The organism is Cyclobacterium qasimii M12-11B, from assembly GCF_000427295.1.
Classification (GTDB): domain Bacteria; phylum Bacteroidota; class Bacteroidia; order Cytophagales; family Cyclobacteriaceae; genus Cyclobacterium; species Cyclobacterium qasimii.
Genome location: NZ_ATNM01000110.1, coordinates 90969 through 117047, shown reverse-complemented (window position 1 = coordinate 117047; position 26079 = coordinate 90969). Strand labels below are relative to the sequence as shown.

The 26079-nt window shown below is 39.6% G+C and carries 16 protein-coding genes; 15 read left to right on the top strand and 1 reads right to left on the bottom strand.

Features of this window, described 5'->3' with window-relative positions:
• Positions 1–150: 150 nt before the first annotated feature.
• Entirely contained in the window at positions 151–2634 is a 2484-nt protein-coding gene (locus ADICYQ_RS12940) for a DUF5686 and carboxypeptidase-like regulatory domain-containing protein (protein WP_020888878.1), read from the bottom strand.
• Positions 2635–2985: 351 nt separating this feature from the next.
• On the opposite strand from ADICYQ_RS12940, the gene ADICYQ_RS12935 reads away from it, so the two are divergent.
• From ADICYQ_RS12935 to ADICYQ_RS12865, 15 genes are all read left to right on the top strand, one after another.
• Positions 2986–3621: a GntR family transcriptional regulator gene (locus ADICYQ_RS12935; RefSeq protein ID WP_020888877.1), complete on the top strand. Its 636-nt coding sequence runs from the start codon at positions 2986–2988 to the stop codon at positions 3619–3621.
• A gap of 619 nt (positions 3622–4240) precedes the next feature.
• Positions 4241–5467 carry a Gfo/Idh/MocA family protein gene (locus ADICYQ_RS12930; RefSeq protein ID WP_020888875.1) on the top strand — a complete coding sequence of 409 codons (1227 nt, stop codon included), beginning with the start codon at positions 4241–4243 and terminating at the stop codon, positions 5465–5467.
• Between the two features lie 46 nt (positions 5468–5513).
• Positions 5514–6851: an aspartate aminotransferase family protein gene (locus ADICYQ_RS12925; RefSeq protein WP_020888874.1), complete on the top strand. Its 1338-nt coding sequence runs from the start codon at positions 5514–5516 to the stop codon at positions 6849–6851.
• A gap of 54 nt (positions 6852–6905) precedes the next feature.
• On the top strand, positions 6906–7679 hold the full coding sequence (locus tag ADICYQ_RS12920; protein ID WP_020888873.1) for an SDR family NAD(P)-dependent oxidoreductase: 774 nt from the start codon (positions 6906–6908) through the stop codon (positions 7677–7679).
• 12 nt (positions 7680–7691) lie between these two features.
• Positions 7692–9074, top strand: coding sequence for a hypothetical protein (locus ADICYQ_RS12915; protein WP_020888872.1), 1383 nt, complete (start codon positions 7692–7694; stop codon positions 9072–9074).
• A 16-nt stretch (positions 9075–9090) separates the two neighbouring features.
• Positions 9091–10665: an SLC5 family protein gene (locus ADICYQ_RS12910; RefSeq protein WP_020888871.1), complete on the top strand. Its 1575-nt coding sequence runs from the start codon at positions 9091–9093 to the stop codon at positions 10663–10665.
• Between the two features lie 481 nt (positions 10666–11146).
• Positions 11147–11779 (top strand): RNA polymerase sigma-70 factor, encoded by a 633-nt coding sequence (locus ADICYQ_RS12905; RefSeq protein ID WP_081652349.1) that lies wholly within the window; start codon positions 11147–11149, stop codon positions 11777–11779.
• A gap of 283 nt (positions 11780–12062) precedes the next feature.
• Positions 12063–13013 (top strand): FecR family protein, encoded by a 951-nt coding sequence (locus ADICYQ_RS12900; RefSeq protein WP_020888869.1) that lies wholly within the window; start codon positions 12063–12065, stop codon positions 13011–13013.
• 143 nt (positions 13014–13156) lie between these two features.
• Positions 13157–16420: a SusC/RagA family TonB-linked outer membrane protein gene (locus ADICYQ_RS12895; protein WP_020888868.1), complete on the top strand. Its 3264-nt coding sequence runs from the start codon at positions 13157–13159 to the stop codon at positions 16418–16420.
• A 148-nt stretch (positions 16421–16568) separates the two neighbouring features.
• Positions 16569–18152, top strand: a complete 1584-nt coding sequence (locus tag ADICYQ_RS12890) for a SusD/RagB family nutrient-binding outer membrane lipoprotein (protein ID WP_020888867.1) — start codon at positions 16569–16571, stop codon at positions 18150–18152.
• A gap of 17 nt (positions 18153–18169) precedes the next feature.
• Positions 18170–21223: a PVC-type heme-binding CxxCH protein gene (locus ADICYQ_RS12885; protein WP_235114628.1), complete on the top strand. Its 3054-nt coding sequence runs from the start codon at positions 18170–18172 to the stop codon at positions 21221–21223.
• A 124-nt stretch (positions 21224–21347) separates the two neighbouring features.
• Positions 21348–22727: a neutral/alkaline non-lysosomal ceramidase N-terminal domain-containing protein gene (locus ADICYQ_RS12880; protein ID WP_020888865.1), complete on the top strand. Its 1380-nt coding sequence runs from the start codon at positions 21348–21350 to the stop codon at positions 22725–22727.
• 60 nt (positions 22728–22787) lie between these two features.
• On the top strand, positions 22788–24086 hold the full coding sequence (locus ADICYQ_RS12875; RefSeq protein ID WP_040416099.1) for a neutral/alkaline non-lysosomal ceramidase N-terminal domain-containing protein: 1299 nt from the start codon (positions 22788–22790) through the stop codon (positions 24084–24086).
• Between the two features lie 12 nt (positions 24087–24098).
• Positions 24099–25340 (top strand): polysaccharide deacetylase family protein, encoded by a 1242-nt coding sequence (locus ADICYQ_RS12870; protein ID WP_020888863.1) that lies wholly within the window; start codon positions 24099–24101, stop codon positions 25338–25340.
• Positions 25341–25489: 149 nt separating this feature from the next.
• A complete protein-coding gene (locus tag ADICYQ_RS12865) occupies positions 25490–26044 on the top strand; it encodes a DsrE family protein (RefSeq protein WP_020888862.1) in 555 nt (184 codons plus the stop codon).
• Positions 26045–26079 lie beyond the last annotated feature (35 nt).

Genomic DNA, 26079 nt, shown 5'->3' with positions numbered 1-26079 from the left:
AAATTTTTTAATTGTTCAATTCTAAAACTTACATTTTTGGTTTTGTTTGAATTGAAAAAGTCACTTTGCTGGTTAAAAAGGTCTCTTATCTCCATCTCTGTGTGATTTTATTATTTTCACTAATTCACCTTTATCCTTCAATCTAAGTCGTTAGAAAATTATTTGGGCACTGACTTTTACAGCAAATGGTTTAGTTTCCGGGTCATCCAAATAAGTCATTCTGTGAAAGAAATCCACTCTGAAAAATTTAAAGATATTTTCTACCCCATAGCCCAGTTCCAGGTAGGGCTTTGTAGAGTCAAGGCTCCCAAAAGGCTGCAATGCAAAGCCTTCAGGATCAATTAAAGGTGCGTGAGACTTGTTTGCCTCACTTGCTGAGCCAAAAAGCACATTGGCATTGGCCACAGCCCTCCATTTTAATTTTCTAATCAATGGGATTTTATTCAATAGAAAACCTTCAAAAAAGTGTCTGTACCGGATGCTAAAGTATTGATCAGAAGCAAATTCATTGAAATTCATCGTGTTGAATGCTGCCGAAGTATAAAATAGCGTTTCATTTCCCAAGTGGTTTTCCAATATAGGGTAGGGTACCTCACCAAAGACTTTTCCTGCTTCTGCCTCATATCTCGAAATACCCAACATGCCCATGTTTAGTTTTTGAGAGATCGAAAGGTTTAACTTGGAATAATTGTATTCACCTTTCAGCCATTTAAAACCCTGAGCATAATTAAGTGCGAAAATCGGCCATCGGGAAGGTCCTAAAGAAATTCTTTCGTTGTCATTAATGATAAAGGTTTCGTCTCGACCATATCGTAGCCCTACTTTAGCTTCCGTGGTTCTGAATTCTGTTTTAAGTTCAGAATCCCCCTCATTATCCCTATGATAGTAATTGTACAAGGGATCAAAATGGTTTGATTTCAAGCCCCCATACAAGGTCAAACCTTTAAATAATTCTCTTTTAAGATCCAATCGATGGTTGGTAGAGATAAAAGGTCTTCGCAGGGTGCCAAATCTACTGGCAGCCATGAAAATACTATTTCCCTCCAAATTTTCCATTTCCAGTCCTACCTGGTCTATTTCTTTTTGCGTAGAAAGCTTGATGGTTGTCCACCTATTTCTGTCCAAAATCCTGGTTATTCCTCCTTCATATTTCCAGCGTTGGTCTAGAAAGCCATAAGCGGCATAGCCCATAAGTGTCCATTTTTTACTGAACTTCGAATTGGTCCGTAACCCAGCCCCCAACCTTATGCCTTCTACATTATTGTAGTTAAAAAAACCTGGCCATGGTCCCAGATCAAGCTTGCCTATAGGTAAATAACCAGAAGCAAGAAATTTTAATCCCTCTGAATAAAACCGAACTACTGGGATTTTTTTTAAAGTGTCTACCATCTGTAGAACGGCTAATTCTTCGTTGCTAAGTGGGTCTTTTCTGTTTTGATTCCAGAAATCCTCTCCTACAATATCAAAATCAGGTTTAAGAACAACAGCTTGATTGAAAAAGGAAGTAGGTTTTGGGTCTCCAGTGCTAATACTGTCAACGGCCGTGTAAAATTTCGCTAACAAACCGGCAGTCTTTGGCGTTATCTGACCGATTTTAACTTGCACACGTGTTTTTGATGGGATAAGTGCTCCTTGCTGGGTAGGTGTTAATTCCTGTTGGATCTTAATTCTTTCGATAAAGTTAAGATTGGCCTCCTTTGGTATCGTAAGATCTACCTGTTTTAAAGCATAGGTGTCCTTGTTGATCCAAATGGTACCAGAAAATGCCAAATCTTGCTCCCTCAGTGGATAGACTTGCAAGGCATAAACAGAGTCTTCACCGATTTTGACAGAATCCAGAAGGTCGTAGTCATAAAAGCCACGCCATCCATCAGCAATCGGGGAAACGAATTCTTTCTCTAGAATCACCAGCCAATTTCTGTAAAAGTTATATTCCTGAAAAGCGGAACCAGTGATTTGGGAAGCAGTGGACCCATCAGTTATCCCTACACCCGTAACCTTAGATTTTTCTACCACCTCTTTTTTAAGCTCTGGATTGTTTCTGAAGTAAAATGAAGAGAGTGTTTCAGAGAAAAATACTGGCAAAATCTTTTCGCCTTCATCATTGGTCAATTGCTTAATGGAATCTAAAACAGCGGTTACTTTTTGAACCGCTTTTCTTTTTGTAAAGGCTTCAGAGACATGGTCTATGTCAATTTCTATTTTGGTGTAGTTTTTTGTTTCGTACGCTTCGAGATTTCTTTTATCAAATTGCTTTTTCTTGTCTACCGCTTTTCTAATTATTTCGAATGCCGGATTCTCTCCTGCCTCAAAAACGAATGCTTCCATTTGAATATCAGAGGGACGCAGTTGAAAATTAACGGTAAGTTCCTTTTCGTTGCCGATGGCTTTTGTTTGAGGTATATACCCAATATAGGTTGCCTCAATACTGTCTGCTTTACTATTGCTTGTAATAGTGAAGTTACCCTCAAAATCAGTTGAATTCCCGGTGCTAGTGCCTTGTAATATAACTGAAGCAAAAGGAATAGGATCACCAGTTTCAGCATCAGTAACTTTTCCATTAATGACAACCTGTCCATAAGTAGACACGGACAATAAAATAGATAGAATTAAAAGTAGATATTTTGTTTTCAATTTTCAGTCGTTAATTATTTTCTTTGGCTAAAAGTAGTTTGCCATAGGTTGTTAATCGAAATAAGTAGGCAAAAGTTCTATTTGGAAGAATATAATTGTTGAACAATATTATTTATTTTAAACAATAATGAAGCCATTCTAAGATTTAACTAAAAGGTGTGCATAAGGTTTCGATCCTTAACACTATAGAATGAGGGGGGTAATTGTGGAATATTGATTATAAAAGTGCGCCTATTGCATGCAAAAGGGTAGTCATTTTGTTTACAAGTTTAAGGATTGAGAGAAAAAACCTATTTTAATGGTGTTTTTTGTGTTATTTTGTGGTCATTTTGTAAACTTAACACCCTGTAAATGAAAAATGATTCGCTCTCCTTTAAGGTTTATTCTGAATTAAGAAGGAAGATATTGTCCAATCATCTGGTTTCAGGCGTCCGCTTGAAGGAAGATTATTGGGCGACCCATCTAAATGTAAATAGGATGGCCGTAAGAGAAGCATTGAATCGTTTGCTTGGTGAAAACCTGGTGGTTTTCGGTGAAAAGGGAGGTTTTTTTGTTAAAAGTCTCACGCCTGAAGATGTTAAGGAGATTCGTGAGGTAAGGGAAATTATTGAGTTGGGCGCATTGCGGTTAATTTTTCAGAAACAGGATAAGAAAGACATTTTAATGCTGGAGGAAATATGCGATGATTTTACAACAATGTTTAAGCGTGAGTACTTTGAGGGAGCCTGTGAAGCAGATGTAAGGTTTCATGAGAAGATGATCGAGCTGTCTGGAAATGAAAAGCTGATGCAAATTTACCAATTGAGTAATATCCCGCTATTCCACCAGAAATTGGGGCATACACAGGTACACATGAGCGATTATGAACATACAGATGAAGAGCACAGGGAAATCGTGTCTGCACTTAAAAATAAGGACTTGGATAAAGCTGAGGAGAAGCTGAAAAAGCATCTGTTAAGAGGGGAAATGGCTTCACTTGACCTGTGATGCCAAGATTGAAGATTTTCATTTAGGTTACTGGATTTATAGGTTGCCCTTAATCTTGTTATCGATTGGGGAAGTATTTTTTAATTGCGTTTCATTAAAAGTCATTTAACCTAATCATTTTTTTATTAAGCTTTTTCAGGGTTTAATGTTAATCATTTGTAAATAAGTACTTTACATTTAAATTTCGTTTTTTTATGCTTAATTTAGTTGACTTTTTATCGGTTTATTTTTCTTTTGTAAACAAAAAAGTATATTTTTGGTAAACAAAATTTGTTTAAAGTACCTGTTAATCATTATAAGCTTTTCCAGTACCTGGCTAAATTGACATTAGTATTATTCAAAACTTAATAAATAACAAAATCAGATTTACAAATGTGAGCAAAGTGGAAGTGGAAAGGGCTTTTGTATTTATTTTATTGGTCCTATCCACCTTACAAAGGGTAGGAATGAAACTCACCCAATTCTACAGGCACAAATTGACCTTAGTGAAACCAATGATGGGCCGACGTTAATTCAAAATCTAAACTATTAACCTGGCTTTGTAACGACCGGAACTTATACTATGGCCTGTTTAGGTATTAATCAATTTTAAAAAATCAATAATAAATTTATTATAATTATGAAACCAGATTCATTATCAGGAAAGCAACGAAGGTTTTTTTTGAAAACAGCAGGATTATTGGGAGCCTCCTTAGTGGTGAGCCCAAGGTTTGCCTTTGCCGGCCCACCAAAGAGTGATCGAAAACTAAGAATGGCAGTGGTAGGTGGAAGATTTGGCGCAGGGTTTTTCTTCCATGAGCATCCCAATTGTATAGTGGAGGCGGTAAGTGATTTAAGGAAAGATAGGAGAGAAAGACTAATGGAAGTTTACAATTGCTCCAAAAGTTACGATTCCCTGGAATTACTGTTAAAAGATTCGAAGGTAGAAGCGGTATTTATTGCCACTCCAGCACCTGATCATGCAGCACATGTTCTTGCTTGTTTGAATGCAGGCAAGCATGTGCTTTGTGCAGTGCCAGCAGCAATGTCTATTGAGGATTGCGAAAGACTCAGAAATACTGTAAATAGAACAGGATTAACCTATATGATGGCTGAAACCAGTGTCTTCCATCAGGTGGTAATATCTGCACAGAAATTTTATAAAGAAGGTAAGTTTGGCAATATATTCAGAGTAGAGGCAGATTATCATCACCCCGGTTTGGAAGTGCTATTCTTTGAAGATGGAAAACCTACCTGGAGACATGGTATGCCACCAATGATGTATCCTACGCATTGTACTTCTTATCATATTTCTGTCACTGGTGAGCGATTTACCGATGTAAGCTGCCTTGGTTGGGGAGATGGCAGTGAAGCTTTGAAAGGAAACCCATATAACAATCCATTCTGGAATGAAACAGCCCTTTTCAAAACCAATAAAGGCAATGCCAGTAGGATGTCAGTATGTTGGCGAGGAGCCTTGATGGGGACTGAAAGAGGTGAATGGCATGGTGATAAGATGAGCTTATATGCCAGGGATCCACATGGGCTGGAAGAAGTGAAGATCAATGCTTCTGAAGAACTTGGAAGAGATGATGCAGGATTTTTGTTTAAGCGGGCAGAAAAAGAAGATTACCATCAGCAGGATTGGTGGGAGACAGATGCTCTTCCTAAGCCATTGAGACATAATAGTGGGCACGATGGATCTCATACTTTTATCACCCATGAATTTGTGGAAGCTGTAATAAATGAACGTGAACCTTTGGTGAATATTCATGAAGCCTTGGCCTATACTGCTCCGGGGATAATTGCCCATCAGTCGGCCTTAAGGGGAGGCGAAAGCATGAAAATTCCAACATTTGACGTATAATTGACATCCTTAGTGGGTGTATGTAGAAATAATTCAATTTATTATTATGAATAATTGGCCAAAATCAAAAGCATTACTTAATAAAAACGAGAAATGGATACCTGGTGGTGTGGTTTCTTTAAATCGGAAATCAGACCCAAATATTGCCTTTTTAAAAGGGAAGGGCAGTAGGATTTGGGATGTTGATGGAAATGAATACATCGATTATCAAGCGGGCTTTGCTTCAGCTTTTTTAGGACACAATGATCCGGATGTCAATGGAGCAGTAAAGAAATCCATGGAAGACTATGAGGTGCTGATGGGGGCTGGACCTACTACGCATGAAGGCGAATTGGCAGCCTTGTTTTGTGCCTGCGTACCTACGGTGGAAAGTATACAAGTGACTTGTACTGGTTCAGAAGCCACCTACCATGCCATTCGAATTTCAAGGGCGGTTACTGAAAAAGACCATGTCATCATCATTCAAGGCGGGTACAATGGTTGGCACAATGATGTTTCGGCAAATGTAATGAGTAGTCTTGACGATATAGGGCCCAGGGTTTCTCCGGGAGAGTATCCTTATGATTCTTTGTCAGCAGGAATTCCACAAAGCCATAAAGACCTGATCCATGTAGTGAATTTTAATGACCTGGAATCAATCGCCTATGTGGTGGACAAGTATCCTGTAGCTTGTATTATTCTTGAACCGATTTTGCAAAATATTGGCATTGTAAAACCAAAGGATGGTTACCTGAAAGATTTGCGTAAAATGGCAGATGAAAAAGGTTTTCTGTTGGTTTTTGATGAAGTGAAAACAGGCTTTCGACATGCTTTAGGAGGTTACCAAAGTATTTGTGGCGTTACGCCAGATCTAAGTTCTTTTGGCAAAGCTGTAGCCAATGGTTATCCTATAGGGGTGATCGGTGGCAAGAAGAAATACATGGATTATTTTAACCACCCAGAAAAGGGTAAGAGGGTTTTAATTGCTGGTACTTTCAATGCCCACCCTTTCACAGATGCAGCAGCCATTGCCACATTGAGAAAGTTGTCTTCTCCTGAGACTGCGGTATATGAACACCTGGAAGCCATGGGAGGAATGTTGGAGAATGGATTAACAGATATCTTTAGCAAATATGATAAGCCCTTTAAGGTGGCACGTATAAAATCTGCCTATTGTGTTTATTTTATGGACCATGCACCTGTAGATTTTCATGACATTGTTTTAAATCATGACTTTGCATGGGATAAAGCCTATAGAAATGAGCTAATCCAAGAAGGAATCTATAATTTTCCTTTGCCGATTAAACAAGGCAGCATTTCGTATTCTCATACCGAAAAAGACATTACTGAAACACTTGAGAAAACAGCGAAAGTAGTAAATAAACTCATGAATAAAGGGGTCTGATTTCAGCCCCCTTTTTATTGAGGAAAGAATTGATTTTTAATTAACTATAATAACATGCTTGGTTCATTTAAAAACCATAAGGTAATCATCAGTGGAGCCCTTGGGGATATTGGTCAATCAATAGTAAAAGCATTTGTAGGGAAAGGTGCTGACGTGGCTTTAGGAGATGTAAAACCAAAGGCTGAGGCGGAAGCATTTTTAGCAAGCCTAAAAGCCATCAATTTTGAAGCGAATGTGCTTTATGATCAGGTTGATATACGCGATCCAGAGCAAGTTAAAAACTGGGTCGACCGGGCATCAGGGGAATTGGGGACTTTGGATATAATCATTCCTAACGCTGCTACAGTTACCATAAAAGGAATAATGGATATCAGCCCTCAAGAATGGACAAATGAAATAAAGGTGAACCTTGATGGCGCATTTTACCTTTCCAGATTTGCCAGTGAAAAGTTGCTCGAAGACAAGGTCCCGGGAAGGGTGGTTTTCGTGGGAAGTTGGGCTGCAGAAACAGTACATCAAAATCTACCTACCTACAGTGTGTCCAAAGCAGCCTTAAGAATGCTGTCCAAAAGCCTGGCATTGGAACTTGCTCCTAACGATATTCTAGTCAATGAAATTGCTCCAGGCTATGTGGATGCAGGCTTGAGTAAGCAGGTGTTAGACGGCAATGCATCAGCAAAGCTAAAGGCGATAGAAAAAGTACCTGTTAAAAGAATTATGCACCCGGATGAAGTAGCCAGTAGTGTACTCTGGTTATGTGATTTTGACAATAAACACATGACTGGTAGTACCCTGCTTATGGATGGGGGATTGTCGCTTTTGTCCTAAACTATTTCCAAAATGACATCAGGTAATACTAATAGAAAGCATTTAATTAGACCGTTTGAAGGAGAATTTGGAATAGGGCAAAGGGACATTACTCCTCCAATTGGCATTAATAATAAAAACTGGGGAGCTTCTTCTCAGGCAACAGCTATAGGTATCCATCAGCCTTTATTGGTGACCTGTATCAGCATTGATACCAAAAGTAACCCTTCTCCCAAAGTCATTTTGTCAGCGGATCTTGGCTGGTGGAAAAATATGCAGGATGAAGCTTATGTGAGGAATTTTATCCTGGAAAACACAGGTTTGGATGAGGCCTCCCTTTTGTTTTGTTTCTCTCATACCCATGCCGGACCGAACCTTAATAGAGGAGACAAAGACAAACCCGGAGGAGAACTGATAGCTCCTTATCTGGATACATTGAGGCAAACATGTACTGAATTAATCAAGGACTGCTTAAGAAATAGGGTTTCGGGAATACTCACTTGGGAATATGGTACATGCATGCTGGCCAAAAACCGGGATTATTATGAGCCGGAGAGTAATCAGTATTTTGTTGGCTACAATTCCAGTAAACCTGCCGATGATACTTTGCTTGTAGGTAGAATTACGGATACGGGTGGAGAAATAATGGCTACAATTGTGAATTATGCTTGCCATCCGACAACATTAGCCTGGGACAATCTTAAAATTTCCCCAGATTTCCCAGGTACTTTCAAAAAGGTAATGAATGAAAATACCGGCGCTCCAAGTTTGTTCATTCAGGGAGCCTCTGGAGACCTGGCTCCAGCAGAGCAATATTCAGGAGATGAGGCGCTAGCAGAAAAACATGGTAGGCAATTGGCGTTTTCGGCCTTGGCGGTACTCGAAAGCATGTCACCTCCCGGCAAAGCGCTAATTTTTAAGGAAACAGTTGCCTCTGGTGCCCCTTTGGCTATCTGGGAACCCGAGTCAGTTTCTTCTGAAAGTAATGTGTCAGCTGAAATTATTACTATTGAATTGCCATTAAAGCCTTGGCCATCCATCAAGGAACTTAAGCGATCTATTAATGAATGTGAGGATCCGGTGCTAAAGGAAAGGCTAATCCGGAAGCTGGGAGTGAGGAGTTCAATTGGGGATGGGACTAAAGTCACGGTCAAGGTTTGGTATTGGCAGTTGGGAGATTGCCGGATCGTGGTACAACCCAATGAAGCTTATGCTGTTTTTCAACAAACCCTCCGAGAGAAATTTTCTTCTGCTCCTGTGGTCGTGGGAAATATTGTCAATGGACATATAGGGTACCTACCACCAAAGGAACTTTATGACAAGGACATGTATACCGTGTGGCAAACGCCTTTTGAAGCAGGAGCTTATGAAGTTTTGGTTCAAGAGGTATTAAATAAAATGAAAACTAAACCCTGATTAGCTTCAAAATAATATGGAATCCAATTTCACGAATTTAGACCTGGGGATATTTGTAATCTACATTGTTGGCATCATAGGCCTAGGGCTTTATGCTTCCAGAAAAAGTACAGGCGAAAGTAAACGAGATTATTTTTTGGCAGGAGACAAGCTTCCTTGGTGGATGATAGGAGGAAGTATTATTGCTGCCAATATCAGTAGTCATCACCTGGTAGGAGTGATGGGAGTGGCTTATGAAAGAGGATTTGTTGCCATTGTAATAGAGTGGGGAGCAATACTGGTAGGGTTTAATGTGTTGTTATGGGTGTTTTTACCTTTTTACATAAGAAATGGGTTTTATACCATGCCGGAGTTCCTACAGAAGAGATTTGGGGGAGGAGCCAGGACAACCTATTCGATTTTGGTGCTTTTAACCTATATTTTTGTAGAAATCAGTGCAGTACTTTATCTAGGAGCCATTTCCCTGCAATCCTTGCTGGGAATACCGATGTTAGCCAGTATTCTGTTTTTGGCAGTATTTACAGGAGTCTATACCGTTTTAGGAGGTTTAAGAGCGGTTGTGTGGACCGAAATGTTGCAGCTTGCGGTGCTTGTGCTGGGGATGGTTGCTTTGTCCTATTATACCATAGATGCATCTGGTGGATTTGAGGCCATTGTAGAATCCTCAAAGGATTGGGAACTGATGTTGCCAGCCAATGATCCAGATTTCCCCTGGACGATGTATTTGGGCGGACTACTTTGTATTAGCATTTTTTACAATGCAACCAATCAGTTTATCGTACAAAGAACCTTGGCGGCTAAGAATGAATGGCATGCGCGGATGGGTGTGATTTTCGCTGATTACCTTAAATTTTTAATTCCCCTATTGATCATCATACCTGCCATCGTGGCGCCGAAAATCTTCCCTGACCTTGAAAAACCAGACTTGCTCTTTTCTATGCTGGTTGAGCACTTGCTTCCAACAGGTTTGGTAGGATTGGTGATGGCCGGGCTTATTGCGGCGATAATGTCGCACTTGTCAGGAGCCATTAACTCTTGTACTACGATCCTGACGATAGACGTTTATTTGCCCTATTTCCGTCCCAATGCTTCTGAAGCAGCCTCTATCCGATTTGGAAGAATAACCGGAGTATTGGTCATCCTTATTGGGATTTTGTGTACTGGCGTTTTAGTCTTCTATTCCGAAAAACCCATATTTATATACTTGTTAAATGCCTATGGTCTTTTTACACCTGGTATTGCTACGATGTTTTTAATGGGGATTTTCTGGAAGGGGACGACCCATGCGGGGGCATTGACGGCAGGTTTACTAACTATCCCTTTGTCTCTGGCGGTTGAGTATTTCTTTCCGGAGATGCCATTTTTTAATAGGACGGGAATAGTTTTCTGGACTTGTATGCTACTATGCGTCCTGGTCAGTTTGGTCAGCCAAAGAAAGAGTGAAGCAGAATTGGAAGGTTTGATATGGACCAAAGAAAGTCTTTCTCTACCCAAAAGTGAAAGAGACCAACAAAAAGGTTGGCGGAACCCATTTATCTGGTGGGCCATTGTGATGGTCATGGTTTTATACTTCTATATAAGGTATGCGTAACCCGTAATAGGTGTGGGTTTAGAAGCCCCCGGCCGCTAGCATAAATGGATAGAAGCCGGGAGCTTTCAAATAAGGATAACCGCTGCTGTAAATCTTTGGTAGGTAAACCAAGACGATCAATATGCAATGGATGAATAATTGTGCACTAGTCATCGACCCTTGATTTGGTGATGGGGAAATAGTGTTGGAATTGACCTGTAATTACTCAATTCCATCACCTAATAATATTTCGGGTAGAAGGGATTATTGGTAAAAGGTAACTCCTCCATTTGTCATTTAGGGTGCATATCCAGTATTTTTATCTGATTGCAAGAAATGAAGTAGACAAACCGTAGCTAATTGTTGATTGTTTGTGATATTGCAGCTGTAGATTTTGTAACCCAAGGTTTTCTTGAAATTTCTATTGATATAAATGTATTTTGGAAATAATAAATTCTTTAATAAATTTATCAAAATCTGAAAATCACCTTTTATTTAAAGCATTACCATCAAAAACAAGGTTAACCATACAGATGAAAATTTAATTGTCCTCTTAAAAAAAGGGGATAGGGATGCCTTTAATTGTATATATGGAAGGTATTGGAAGGAATTGTTTCTGTGCGCCATCAAAAAGCTAGGGGAAAAGGAAGAGGCGGAAGACCTTATTCAGGATCTTTTTGTTTCAATCTGGATGAAAAGGAATGACTTTGAAATAAAATCATCCTTAAAGGCGTACTTGTTTACTGCCTTGAAATATAAAATAATTAATCATTTTGAGCATAAAACGGTCAGAAGAAAGCATCTAGAGTCGCTTAAAGATGAACTTGAAGCTTTAGAAGATGCAACATCAAATGCCTTGGTAGCGGAAGAGGTAGAGAAAAGTATTGAGATTGGAGTTAATAAGTTGTCTCCCAAAGTAAAGCTCGTTTATCAATTAAGCAGGGAGGAAAATCTGTCTTTAGATGAAATTGCTGAAAAATTGGCTGTTTCTAAACAGACCGTCAAAAACCAAATATCTAAAGCATTGAAAATACTCAAAGCACATCTGAATCATGGTTATTTTGGTTTTAATTTGGATGATCTTTTAGGTATTGTCCATTTATTTTTCATTTCAACAATATTTTTTTTCTTTTAATTATTGCAAAATAATAATCCGATTTATTTAAAAATGACCTTGTAAACAGATTGTTTCGAGTGAAATTTTTCCATGGCTGAAATTTTGTATTTTTTTTGTAATTATAAAGGTTGATTCCCCCCCCGTCTTTCACCCTCTTTATCTTAATTTTTTAAACCACTGAATGGTACGATGGTGTGGGTAAGCTGACTTTTATTTAGTAGTTGATAAGTATTTATGAATCTATAGATCTCTCTAGAATTGCGAATAAATAGAATTAAAGAAATATTGAGGAATTATCGATTTGGTCGTTCGTCCCCCCAGGGAAAGCCAAATTATTGACCGATGGTTTGATTCGTTAAGCAATCAGCAGGAGGAGGTCAGTAAGGATGAACTTGATAAGCTAGGTCAAAATATTTTAAAGGAAATAAATAAAAAAATTGATGTAAATGAGAATGACTTATCCATTCCTTTAAACAAAGAGAAAATAGTACATTTTGATTTTAGGTACCTATTCAAAATTGCAGCGGTTTTTATTCTAGGAATAATCGTGGTTTCAATATTGGTATTGAATAAGTCCAACATAAATAATGTGCAATACTCAAGTGTGGAAGTAAAAGTTAAAGAAATCCATTTGTCTGATGGGAGTATTGTGTGGTTGAAGAGTGATAGTAAATTAAGTTATCCTGAAAAATTTGATCAAAATAGTAGAGAAGTATATTTGGAAGGAGAGGCATTTTTTGATGTTTTTCGTGATGTAAACAGGCCATTTATAATTCATTCTCAAGACATGGTCACCAAAGTTTTAGGGACTAGCTTTAATATCAGGGATTACAAGAAGGATGTAGAAAAGGCGGTAGAGGTATTGACTGGGAGTGTTCAGGTTTCCTTAAATCGTGAGAGTGGAAACCATGAAAGTGTCCTATTAAAATCCCGGGAAAAGATTTTTTACAATAAAGAAAACCCAGATGTAGTGGAGCTTTTAAAGAAAGAGGCATTGGTGGTTTTACCTGAAGCTACCAAGGAATTAAAGTTTGAAGAAGTTTCTATTAACGAAATTATAGAGAAATTGAATCTAGCCCATGGAGTGAAAATCCGTGTTAAAAACCAAAAGTTAAATTCCTGTAAGCTTACGGCTGATTTGTCCTATGAGAAATTAGATGTTTGCCTCGAAATTATTTCCAGGGCTTTGAATGCTAAATATTACCAGATAGAAGACCAAATCTATATTGATGGAAAAGGATGTTTAAACTAAAAAGTATATAAGAATGAAATAAAAGAAAAAGGTCAAAAGTGTTGAAGCCACTTTTGACCTAATTATTCTCCCTCTACAAAGGCATAATGCCTAAAGGGACGTTTTTGCCTAAATTTAATGTGTAACAAAAACTTTACAAATGTATGAAAATTCAAATACACCACACTGCATTATTTATAAAAATAATGAGAATATCATTGGTTCAACTTATTATTTTTCTGGTAGTTACCGGGGTTTCAGTAGCAGGCCCCTCTAACGCTCAGAATGTATTGAAAATCAATCTGTCCTTAGAGATTGATGAACAACCTATAAAGGATGTTTTGGGACAAATCGAAGAAATAGCGGATGTGAAATTTGCGTATTCGGTAGGTTTGGTTAAATCAAAAGAGAAAATTTCTTTAAATATTGTCAATGAAGAATTGGGCTCAGTTTTAGATGAAATCTTCTCTTCTAGAAATGTGAAATATTTTGTTTTGGGAAAGCAAATCATTCTGAACCATTCCACAAATCTCAAAATGAGTAATAACCTTGTTTCTATAAAGTTAAATGAGTTGATCATTTCTGGAAAGGTTAGTAATAAAGATGGAGAATCTTTACCTGGAGTTACCATAAGGGTAAAGGATACCACTATCGGAACCGTTACGGATATTGATGGAAATTACAAATTAGAAATCCCAGGTAGTAATGGCGTCATATTGGTATTTTCATCCATAGGGTTTAAAGACCAAGAGGTAAGCATTGGCGGAAGGTCAATCATCAATCTGGTGTTAGAGGAAGATGTGCAAAGTTTAAATGAGGTAGTTGTAACTGCTTTGGGTGTTGAGAAAGATCCTAAAAGCATCACCTACAGTACTCAGAAGGTGTCTCCTGCAGAGGCGATTAAAGTAAAAGACCCTAATTTTATGAACAGCCTAGCGGGCAAGGTTGCTGGTGCAGTCATCACCAAAGGTAACTTTGGGCCAGGAAGTGCACCTAGGATTTTATTGCGTGGCAATAAATCTTTAACAGGAAATAGTGAGCCTTTATTTGTTTTGAATGGTGTGCCAATGATAGGTGGCTCAGACATTCTATCCAATTACAATCCTGAAGACATCGAAAGTATCCAGGTGTTAAAAGGAGCATCGGCCGCCGCACTTTATGGTAGTGAAGCTGCCAATGGAGTTATTTTGGTTAATACCAAGAAAGGCCAGCATGGCGTTTCCAAAGTGGAATTTTCTTCAACCTTTACTGTAGAAAATGCCGTGGATTTACCCAAATTACAAACTTCTTATGGACAGACCGACCCCAATTACAATGACAGTTGGGGAGAGAAGATTAGCAATGGTAGTGATAGTCACTTAAAGGAATTTTTTGAAACGGGGAAAACCAAAATCAATTCTGTTTCCTTTTCCAATGGCAGTGATATAGGGCAACTTTACATGTCTTTTTCTAACACCTCTGCTAGTGGAATTCTTCCTAAAAATAAGCTAGAACAAAACAATTTTACGGTAAGGTTAACTTCTCAGTTTTTTAACGACAAATTATCGATAGATGGGTCTGTCAATTATACCAACCAGGAAATATTTAATCAAAATTCCGCAGGAGGTTACAGTGCTTTGCCGGGGATTTATTCTTTCCCTGTTGGGGATGATTTCTCGAAATATGACAAGGATAATTTTGAAGTTTGGGATCCAGTTCGTGCCATGTATGTTCAAAATTGGCCATACATAAGGAATGAAACTTTTCCTAATCAAAATCCTTACTGGGTGCAGAATAGGAATCAACGCGATTTTCAAAGAGACCATACCATTTCTGCTTTTACAGCAAAGCTTGAGCTTTACAGCTGGCTGGACTTGCAAGGTAGGATCACCTATGATAAAATATATGACAAATCAGAATTTAGAAATTATGCCTCTACTCAAGGGACAGTAGCAGGCCCTAATGGTGGGTATGGGATGAGTCAATCCTCAATTGATAATATTTATTCGGATTTATTATTGATAGGGAATAAAAACATCAGTGCAGATTACAACCTGGCAGGTACCCTTGGTTTTAGTAATCGTGAAACAACCAGCGCAGGATTGAATTTATCTTCTACAGTTCCAACTTCCCTGGTTTTCCCAAATTACTTCTCTGTTTATGCATTAAATGGGCAATACAATAAAGGAGAAAGCCTTAGAAAAACGATGACACAAGCGGCTTTCGGGAATGCAACATTGGGGTATAAAGAAAAAATTTACCTTGATATTACTGCAAGAAATGAATGGAGTTCTACTGTTGCCCAATCCTTTTTCTATCCGTCGGCTGGCCTTTCTTATATTTTGAAAGATGGCTCAAACGACCGGCCCAGTGCTTCTAATGTCTTGTCCTTTGCAAAATTAACGGCGTCTTATGCTGAGGTAGGTAATAGTCTTCCTTTTGGAATTAACAACAGAGCACCAGCCATGTCTTTGGACAACAGTGGTAATCTTAATCCACGAGGCACACTTCCTTTTTTTAATGGTACTGATACTTTAAACCTTAATCCAGAACGTACTAAGTCTTACGAATTTGGTACAGAACTTAGGTTCCTCAACAACAAATTGAGTCTTAACTTAAATTATTACAATGCCACTACTTCTGATCAAATCTTGCAAATTCAAGCACCTGCGGGAGCAGGAGCGTCTAACTTTTGGATCAATGGAGGAATTATTCGAAATAAGGGGATTGAAGGAATAATCAATTATAATTCATCGATTGGCGAGATTCAATGGGCTTCTTCGCTAAATTTTTCTCACAACAAAAATCAGATCAGAGAACTGAGTGATAAGCTTGATGCCGAAAGGTTTGTGTTGACAAGTTTTAATCAAAGCAGACTTGTATCGATCTACCTAACCAGGCCGGTTGATGGAGAATATGGTTCCTTTGGAGACATGTATGGACGGGTCTATGAAAAAGATGAAAATGGAACTCTTATTACCGATGAAGACGGACTTCCTCAAGTGTCAGCTAATCCGGACCAATTCATTGGCAATGCAAACCCTAATTTCTTGGCAGGTTTAAATAACTCTTTTGCCTATAAGAATTTTTCTTTGTCATTTTTGATTGACAGCAGATTTGGTGGAGGAGTAATCAACAGGACAGAGGTTTGGTTGGATTATAAAGGACTCTCAGAAAGGTCAGGAGAAGCAAGAGACAACGGAGGTGTGATGGTAAATGGCCAGATGGTAGACGCTAAAGAATATTACCTGAATCAAACAGGTGCGGGTGCTACAGCAATCGCTTCTGAGTATTTTTTCGATGCCACCAATATTCGGTTGAGAGAATTTCAAATAGGTTATAATTTACCGCTAACTAATGAATTTATTAAGGAATTAAATTTATCCTTTGTAGGACGTAATTTGTTTTCTTTTATAAAAAGGCTCCTTTTGACCCTGAAATTAGTGTAAATACATCACCTACTTCAGAAGGAATTTCTTCTTTTAGTCAACCTCAAACTAGGTCATTTGGTGTAAGTCTAAGAGCTATATTTTAATTCGTCGGAAACTTTCGTTTCAAATGGATTTTTCCTGAGTATGTCAACTAAAATATAAAAAAATGAAAAATTATATCCCAAATATAAAATCTATAAATGCCTTATTTATGGCATGCATCCTGTTTTTGTCAGTATCCTGTGTGGAATACATGCAAGACCTCAATCAGGACCAAAAACTTATTACAGATGAATTATTAATGCATGATGCAAATGAAGGTGGTGTATCACTTCCGGGTATGCAACTAAGTATAATGGATGTACTTACTACCTGGCGTATTGAAATGCAACAAAACCTTAATGCAGACAATTATGGTGGGTACATGAGTTTACCGGCACCGTTTTTTGACAATAGAAACAATGGCACTTATGCCATGGTAGATAGCTGGAACAATCAGATTTGGTTGGTGCCTTCCCAAAAAGTGTTGGATCAATGGTTGATGATGAAGAAAAGAGGTTTTGACCAAGACTATCCGGACCTTTATGCTTTAGGAGTTGTTTTTAAAACCTTTGCAGGCCATAGATTGGCAGATATTTTTGGTCCAATTCCTTATTCAAAATATGGTGAGTCTAGTGATGTCAGTTTCGATTCAGTGGAGGAGGCTTATGATGTGTTTTTTAAAGAGTTAAAGGAGGCTGTAGATGTTTTACGTGAAGCTGAAGCTGCAAATCCTGATGCTGATAAGGTTAGGTATGCGAAATTCGACAAATCTAGGTATGCAGGAGATTATGCTGTGTGGGTAAGAGTAGCGAATACACTAAGGTTAAGGCTGGCGATAAGAATTTCAAAAGTTAACCCTGAAAGAGCAAAGTTGGAGGCTGAAAGCGCCTTGGCAGATGGTGGGGTTTTGACAGCTGCTGATGGTTCATTTGAAATGTCAACTGGTAGCATCCACCCTTTAGAAACAATTACATCAGCTTGGCAGGAAACGCGCATTAATGCGGTTGTTGAAACCATTCTTGGAGGTTATAATGATCCTAGGTTGCCTATATATGCTGTTCCTGCCTCAGATCCTGAACTCAATGGACTAATTAAAGGTGTTCGTTCTGGTGCTATTTTCGGTGCAAAACCTTACCTGGGTTTTTCTCAAGTAAACTTTTTCGGGAATCCATATGTGAAAGTTATGGATGTAGCCGAAAGTTTTTTCCTCCGTGCTGAAGGAGCCCTTAGAGGTTGGAATATGGGAGGGACAGCTAAAGATTTCTATGAGGAAGGAGTAAGGGTTTCATTTGGTGCAAATGGGGTTGGAGGAGTAGATGAGTACCTGGAGAATAGTACTGATTCGCAGTTGGCTTATGTGGATCCAAATAACCCTCAAAATAATATTGAACCATTGACGGATATTACCATTAAATGGGAAGAGAATGATATATTTGAGAGAAAGCTTGAAAGGATCATCACCCAGAAATGGATAGCCATGTACCCAGATGGTCAAGAGGCTTGGTCGGAATTTAGACGAACGGGTTATCCTAAGCTTTATCCTGTTGCTGTTAACTACAGTGACTTTACAGGAGGAGAATTTATAAAAAGAATAAATTACCCTACTTCCATCACGAATAGTAGCCAATCATCTGTAGATGAAGCAGTTGGTTTGTATCTTAATGGTGATGATAATATTTATACACCTCTTTGGTGGGATGTAGATTGAACAAATTAAAATTTAATATGCTAAAAAGGAATTTGTGTTTACCTGCGATGAAAGACTTCTTTTACCCTCTTCGCATACCCATCTTTGCTTTGGGCCTTGGACTAATGCTTTTTGCTTGCCAACCGAGGTCAGCCACTCAAGATAGATCGCTTGAAAATGCTTTGTCAACCTTTGTATTAGAGGATGACTTTCAGATAGAGCTAATTGCTGGGGAGCCACTTGTGGCAGATCCGGTGGATATGGTAATAGATGAGCAGGGCAGACTATACGTAGTAGAAATGCATGGCTATCCATTGGACTTAAGTGGGTCAGGTAAAGTGAAACGCTTGTCAGATACTGATGGCGATGGCATTATGGATGAAAGTGTGGTTTTTGCAGATAATCTGGTGGTTCCTACTGGGATCATGCGTTGGAAACAAGGTCTCATCGTTACAGATCCACCCAACGTTTATTACCTGGAGGACAGTGATGGAGATGGAAAAGCAGATATTAAGCAAACCCTGTTGACAGGGTTTGCGCTTTCTAACCCCCAGCACAATGTTAACAGCCCCAAACTGGCACTAGACAACTGGATTTATTTGGGACATGAGCCAGCAGTGACTACTACCATTTATGAAGATTTACTTGGCGATAAAGGGACAGAAGTTTATTATCCTGAAAAACCAAATGTTAACAGGTTATCCCAAAATGCTGGAGGTAGAAGTATCAGGTTTAAGCCAGATACCTACGACCTGGAATTGCTGAGTAGCCGGACGCAATTTGGGCATACTGCCAATGAATTTGGACACAGGTTTTTACTAAATAATAGCAATCATATTATCCAGGAAGTGCTTTCTGCAGATTACCTGGACAGAAACCCTCACTTGGTAATTACAGAGGTGACCCAGTCTTCTTCTGATCATGGAAGTGGTGCGGAAGTTTTTCCAATAACCATCAATCCTCAGCATCAGTTATTGACAGATTTAGGCGTAATGACCTCTGCCTGCGGATTGACGGCCTATTTGGGGGCGTCTTTCCCTGAGCGGTACAACCAAGCCACCTTTGTATCAGAACCGGTAAGTAATTTAGTTCATGTGGATTTTGTTAAGGAGGATGGCACAGGCTATAAAGCATCTCGAGAGCACCCCGACAAAGAATTCTTAGCTTCTACGGATGCTTGGTTTCGACCAGTCAATGCCTATGTGGGTCCTGATGGAGCCTTGTATATTCTCGATTATTACCGTCAAATTATAGAACACCCTGAATGGATGTCTGAAGAAGTCGTTCAATCTGGAGCTTTGTACAATGGTACGGACCAGGGAAGAATTTACCGCATTACGCCTAAAGGCACTTCCAAGATAGATTGGTCAGATAAATTGTCTTTGGGAACAGCATCTCCTGAAGAATTGCTGAGTAAACTTTCTCATAAGAATGCCTGGTGGCGAATGAATGCCCAGCGAATAATAGTGGATCAGCATCCGGAAACTTTGATACCTGCCTTAAAAGAACTTGCTGTGTATGGAGAGAGCCCAATGGGTAGGCTTCATGCCCTGTGGACTTTGCAGGGAATTGGAGCACTCGATGAGGAAACAGTAGCCAATTCCTTAAAGGATCCTGTTGCTGGCATTCGGGAAAATGCGGTGAAATTGTCTGAATTTTTCTTGTCACAATCTACAGCACTTGCCCCTCAGTTACTGGCATTAAAAAATGACCCAGACCCAAAAGTTAGGTTTCAGCTGATGCAAACCTTGGGGTACATTGAAAGTGAAAGTGCTTTTCAGGTTCGAAAAGAGCTTTTGTTCAAGGATATTGATGACAAGTGGGTGCAACTGGCAGCACTTTCAGCACCTTTTTCTGAAAGCAGTCGGCTAATTGATCCTGTGCTAAATCAGTATACTGCAACTCCAGCCTATAATGGATTGGTGCAAAAACTGGCATCAATGGTAGGTGCAAGCATGGACGAGAAAGCTATACTTACCATGGTGCAAAGAGCTACTAGAAAAAATGCTAAAAACGAATACAATTGGCAGCCGGCGCTTTTGCGAGGTTTGGCACAGGGAATCAAAAGCAAAAAATTGGCTGGATCACATGGATCAAGTGCAGGTTTATTGGCTGCAACTGTTTTCGAACATCCATCCACAGAAGTGAAAGGAGCAGCCATCCAGGTATTAGAAGGAATTGGATTGGACAATGTAGCGGGTAAAAGCCAGTCTTTAGTTAAGGCTGAAGCAATTGCCATGGATAATTCATTGACTGGTGAAGAACGAAGTATGGGGATTCGGTTTTTGGCCATGGCCAATATCGCTGATTACCAGGACATGCTAATAGGTTTGGTAGAGACCAGTGAACCACTACCTGTTCAGCTAGCCGCTTTCCGTACTTTAAGTAAATCTGAAGACAATTCCTTCTCCCAAATGGTAATTGATCGCTGGGAAAGCTTTACTCCCGAATTGAGAGATGCGGGCATTAGTGCCATGATGATGAATGGGGAAAGAATTGCTGTTTTATTGGGAGCACTTGAAGATGGATTGGTTCAAAAGGCAACAATTGGTTGGAGAAGAAGTGTAGGTTTAATGGCCAATAAGGATGAAACACTAAGGCTTAGGGCCAGGGCTATTTTGACCCGGCCCGAAGGCGAGAGTGAAAAAATTATCGCCAACTACCAACCTGCCTTAGAGCTTAATGGTAGCATTGATGCAGGAGCCACTGTTTTTCAGAAAAATTGTGCGATATGTCATCAAATGGGAGAGGATCAGGGGATCGCCTTTGGGCCAGACCTTTCTTCCCTCAAAAACAGACGTGCAGCCAGCATAATGAGTGATGTTCTCAATCCCAATTTGTCCATAGCAGATGGGTATGACCTTTGGGAAGTTGAATTGCAAAATGGTGAGCACTATCAAGGGCTAATTTCTTCAGAAACACCTACGGCAATCAATCTCAGAAATGCAGGAGGTATAGACAACAACATTTCTAGAACGAATATTAAGTCCTTGAAATTAATAGAAATGTCGGCCATGCCTACAGGGCTTGAGCAAAGCATTTCGCTTCAGGAAATGGCCGATTTGTTGGCGTATATTCGAAAAGCCGAGTAAAGGTTTTTTGGAGAGCATAATACCTGGAATTAGGCAATATTATTACTCAGTAAGGATGTTGAACAATGATAGCAAGACATTTCCATCATTCAGGATCAATACATTACTCAAATAACTAAAGAAAATGAAATTTATAGATATTAAACGATTGGTGCTGATTTTGTTGGCTTTTTCAGCCTTTCAGTTGACTGTTTTTGGAGCAGCTCCAAAAACATTGAATGTAGGTTTGGCACGTGTAGCCATTACGCCGGAAACCCCGGTGCGGTTAACGGGCTATTCCAGCAGGGACATTCCGTTTGAAGGTGTTCAGCATGAATTATGGGCCAAAGCGATGGCATTTGGAGATGAGAAAAAAGGGTATCGGATAATTATTACCGTTGACTTACTGGGAATACCACATAGGGTTACTGAAAGAGTAAGGGATGCACTTGCAAAAGAAATCGGTATTTCGGCCGCCAATCTATCCATTTGTGCTTCTCACACACACAGTGGTCCACAGATTGGAAACATTGTTTCGCATTTTAATAAGCCGCTAGACCCGGACGAACTGGCAGAAATATCACTCTTTGCCATGGGATTAGTTCCAAAGTTAAAAGGTGTGGCCTTAGACGCCATAGCAAACGCTGCTCCTTCCTTGGTTTCTCATGCAAAAGGAGAAGTGAATTTTGCGGTCAATAGGCGGACTTCAATTAATCCGAATGGGGTGTCAGACCATTCTTTGCCAGTAATGCGTATTACGGATCTTGATGGAAAGACTAAAGCAGTGATGTTAAATTATGCTTGTCATGCGGTTACCTTAGGTCCAAAAAACAATGTGGCCCATGGAGATTGGGTAGGTGAGGCTCAGATTCAGGTGGAGGAGAACTTGCCTGAAGGAGCCATGGCCATGGTCGTAATTGGTTGTGGTGCAGATCAGAATTCTTCACCACGAATGAATACTAAGAACCCTGAAATGGATTTGGTTTATGCCAAAGATCAGGGGAAACAGATTGCTGATGAGGTAAATCGTTTACTGGCCGATGATGATTGGAAAGGTATTCGCCAACTGCCTGAAGGTAAAATGAAATATTTGGAGCTTACTTTTGCCAATATGCCTGATCCTAAAAAGTTGGCCGAAGATGCCAAGGGGGCCGGTAGGACAAGCAATTATTCATTATTATTGCTTGGGCGAATGGCCAGAAGTGGCGATATTCCAGAGAAAATCAATTATCCCATTCAGGTTTGGGATTTCGGGAAAGACCTGGTCATGATATTTTTAGCTGGCGAAGTAGTGGTAGATTATGCGCTACGACTAAAGCAGGAATTGGGTGAAGACCGCGTATGGGTAAATGCCTATGCCAACGACATGCCTTGTTATATTCCATCGCTCAGAATATTGAAAGAGGGAGGTTACGAAGCTGAATCGGCGATGATTGGTTATGAGAAACCTTCCAAATTTACTGAGGACGTGGAAGATAAAATTATGAATGGCATTTATTCCATTTTACCTAAATCAAGTAAGTAATGAATTTATCAAAACACATTCGAGCAAAAAGCCAATAGGAAGCTTCAAATAAATAATGCCTTGCCTTGCTTGGCGGCGCTTGTCCTCGTTCTTCTATTGTCTGTGCCAACTTCTTTTGCCGGTGATTTTAGGGCTGCAGTAGTCAAGGAAAATATCACTCCGAAAGTCCCCAAACAATTATTAGGCTATGGGGCCAGGCTATCAGAAGGGATTCTGGATAGTATTTACCATCAAATTTTAATTTTAGATGATGGGGAGTCCACTTTTGCATTGGTCTCAACAGATATCTGTGTGCTTTCACCAGCAACCTATGATCAGGTCGCGAAATTGGTTGAACAGAAGTTTGGAATAGCACGCAGTAATTTTTGGTGGTCAGTTACACATACCCATTCAGCACCTGAAGTAGGTGCACCTGGACTCCCAGAGGCATTTATGGGAGAACGATATACGCATCCTATTGATACCAACTATACTGATTTGGTGACTACTAAACTATTGGCAGGAATTGAAAGAGGGATAAAAGAACTGGCTCCGGCAAGTCTTGGAGTTGGCTGGGGACATTCCTCCGCCAATATAAACCGAAGGGCCAAGGACATTGATGACAAAGCTTTTTTGGGGATGGATCCTGATGGACCAGTGGACAGGAAAATAGGCGTTTTAAAAATTGTACATAAAGAAGACCATCGATTAATGGTTACCGTAGCCAATTATGCCATTCATGGTACCGTGATGGGTGGGGAGAATTTGCAAATTAGTGGTGATGTACAAGGAGTAGTGTCGAAATATGTAGAAGAGAAATCCGGAGCTCCAATGCTATTTATAAATGGAGCAGCAGGGAATATCGCTCCGATATACAGCGTATACCCGAATGCCAGGGCTGGAAGGATGAATCAATTCAGAAGGCTGTTGGGTGATAAAATCTTAATGGCCAATGAGGATATTTTGAAATATGAAGACCAGGTTTCTTTCTCTACTTCTGAGATGGAGTTTTTGACACCTATGAAAGAAGGCTTAAAATGGCCTGAAGCTTTGAATGACTATATTGTAGATGAAAAAGGAACGGCTAAAACCATCAAATTGCCCGTTCGTTTTCTCAACATAAATGATAAAATTGGTATTTGGGCTAGTCCTTTGGAGTTGTTCTGTGAAATTTCCAATGAAGTCAGGGAGCGGTCTCCGTTTCCTTATACCTTTTATTATGGCTATACCAATGGTTGGCTAGGATACATGCTGACAGAAGAAGAGTGGAAATACAAAGGGTATGAACCGACGGTTTCTCCCTATGTTCCAAGTGCAGGAACCAGGTTCGGAGAGGCAGTTTTGTCTTATTTAGAAAGTGAATTAAAAAGTAAACAATAAACCAATCCTGAGATGAAGTCAATATTTTCAGTTAGCGCAATTATAATAGTATTAGTTTTTGGAGGTCTGAGTGCAAGCGCACAGAATCCGGATTTCCCCTGGCCGGAAGGAAAAAAAATGGCCATTAGTTTAAGTTTTGATGACGCCCGAGGGAGCAACCCGGATCCGGGAGCAACGCTATTGAATGAGTACGGAGTGAAAGCTACCTTCTATGTGGTTCCCGCCAGTATGGAAAGCGATATTGAGGGTTGGAAGATGGTGGTGGAAACAGGCCATGAGATTGGTAACCATTCCCTCTATCACCCATGCAGCGGTAATTTTGCATGGTCTAGAGATAGGGCATTAGAGGATTATACTATTGCGCGTATGCGGAAAGAATTGTCTGATACAAATGATGAAGTAGAGCGACTATTAGGAGTGAGACCAGAGGTTTTTGCTTATCCTTGTGGTCTTTCGTTTGTAGGCAAGGGAGAAGAAACCCAAAGTTATGTGCCTTTGATCTCGGAAATGTTCCTTTCGGGAAGAGGATGGCTGGATGAGGCCCCAGTAGATCCTTATTATGCGGACATGGCACAGCTCACCGGAATGAAAATGGACAATATGTCCTTTGAAGAAATTTTACCCATTATTGAAGCTGCTTCTGAAAATCGACAATGGCTGGTTTTGGCAGGTCATGAGAACGGTACAGAAGGCAATCAAACAACTTACCTTAGCATGTTGAGAAAGCTTAGTGAATATGCCAATGATCCTGCAAATGGTATTTGGATCGCCCCAGTAGGTACAGTGGCCAAGTACGTCAAGGAAAAACGAACAGCTATGGAAGGGAACTTGAATATCCCTGGGATTTCTAAGCCTGCAGCAAATGGTAATATTTACCTAACTTCTGAGAAAGGAAGAGGAATTGGCCCAGATATTCAATACATGCCAGAGTGGAATGCTTTTGGTTGGTTTATGGCCAAGGATAGGGTAGAATGGGATATGAACCTTCCCAAAAAAGGTTCATACGAAGTATGGATGGAATGGTCTGTATCTGACGAAGAGGCAGGCAAACCTTTTTTACTTACTTCTGGTGACCAAACGATAAAAGGGGTAATCAAGCCTTCCGGTTCCTGGGAAACCTTCCAAAAGATAAAGATTGGAGAACTGACGCTAGATGAAGATTTCAATAGAATTGTCGTAGCTTCTGGACAAGAATTTGATAAAGGAGCCCTGATGGATTTAAAAGCTTTGACTTTAGTGCCGGCTAAAAAATAAACTAGATTTTGACATTTTTGAGTATTTGGAAGGAAAGAATTTTTGGGAGATAATAAAAATCACGAGATTTAGCAAAGTATAGAACAAAACATAAAACCCTAAACCATGGCATTATTCCCCTATTCTATTACTTAATCAAACCATTTAAAATGCGAAGTAAATTTACGTTACTATTCTCTTTGACTTTGTTTCTTGTGCAATTGACTTCGTCTTTTGGGCAAAGTATTAAATCATCCACCGGACCCGTTTTCGAGGATTTCGGGCCTGTCTATTCTATAGACAATGAGGATTTCCCATTAGATGCCACTCAACAATACAAGGCAATATTTGATGTGGAGAGAAAACAAACAGACCCTAGTGAACAAAACACTATTATATCAAGCTTGCACCGCTATTACAATATGCATGTGCGGTCCGGAATACCTAAAGAAAACATTCACCTGGCTTTCGTTTTACATGGGGGATCCACGAAAGATGCATTGTCCTCAGAGGCCTATAAAGCAAAGTATAAAGTAGATAACCCTAATAAAGAATTGATCAAGACCCTTTCAGAGATGGGAGTAGGTATTTATATCTGTGGTCAATCAATGATGTCTAGAGGGTATAGTAAAGAAGAGTTAATGCCTGAAGTAAAAGTTGGCTTATCCGCCATGACCGTGTTGACGGTCTATCAAATGAACAATTATGCATTGATTAAATTCTAACCAAAAGTTAAAACAGAAGCTTCCCCTAATAGGAA

What these genes read in the sequence shown, in the direction of transcription:
- ADICYQ_RS12910 (WP_020888871.1), top strand. Translation starts at nt 9,091, where the DNA reads ATGGAATCCAATTTCACGAATTTAGACCTGGGGATATTTGTAATCTAC.
- ADICYQ_RS12915 (WP_020888872.1), top strand. Translation starts at nt 7,692, where the DNA reads ATGACATCAGGTAATACTAATAGAAAGCATTTAATTAGACCGTTTGAA.
- ADICYQ_RS12880 (WP_020888865.1), top strand. Translation starts at nt 21,348, where the DNA reads ATGAAATTTATAGATATTAAACGATTGGTGCTGATTTTGTTGGCTTTT.
- ADICYQ_RS12885 (WP_235114628.1), top strand. Translation starts at nt 18,170, where the DNA reads ATGCTAAAAAGGAATTTGTGTTTACCTGCGATGAAAGACTTCTTTTAC.
- ADICYQ_RS12890 (WP_020888867.1), top strand. Translation starts at nt 16,569, where the DNA reads ATGAAAAATTATATCCCAAATATAAAATCTATAAATGCCTTATTTATG.
- ADICYQ_RS12895 (WP_020888868.1), top strand. Translation starts at nt 13,157, where the DNA reads ATGAAAATTCAAATACACCACACTGCATTATTTATAAAAATAATGAGA.
- ADICYQ_RS12925 (WP_020888874.1), top strand. Translation starts at nt 5,514, where the DNA reads ATGAATAATTGGCCAAAATCAAAAGCATTACTTAATAAAAACGAGAAA.
- ADICYQ_RS12935 (WP_020888877.1), top strand. Translation starts at nt 2,986, where the DNA reads ATGAAAAATGATTCGCTCTCCTTTAAGGTTTATTCTGAATTAAGAAGG.
- ADICYQ_RS12930 (WP_020888875.1), top strand. Translation starts at nt 4,241, where the DNA reads ATGAAACCAGATTCATTATCAGGAAAGCAACGAAGGTTTTTTTTGAAA.
- ADICYQ_RS12870 (WP_020888863.1), top strand. Translation starts at nt 24,099, where the DNA reads ATGAAGTCAATATTTTCAGTTAGCGCAATTATAATAGTATTAGTTTTT.
- ADICYQ_RS12920 (WP_020888873.1), top strand. Translation starts at nt 6,906, where the DNA reads ATGCTTGGTTCATTTAAAAACCATAAGGTAATCATCAGTGGAGCCCTT.
- ADICYQ_RS12865 (WP_020888862.1), top strand. Translation starts at nt 25,490, where the DNA reads ATGCGAAGTAAATTTACGTTACTATTCTCTTTGACTTTGTTTCTTGTG.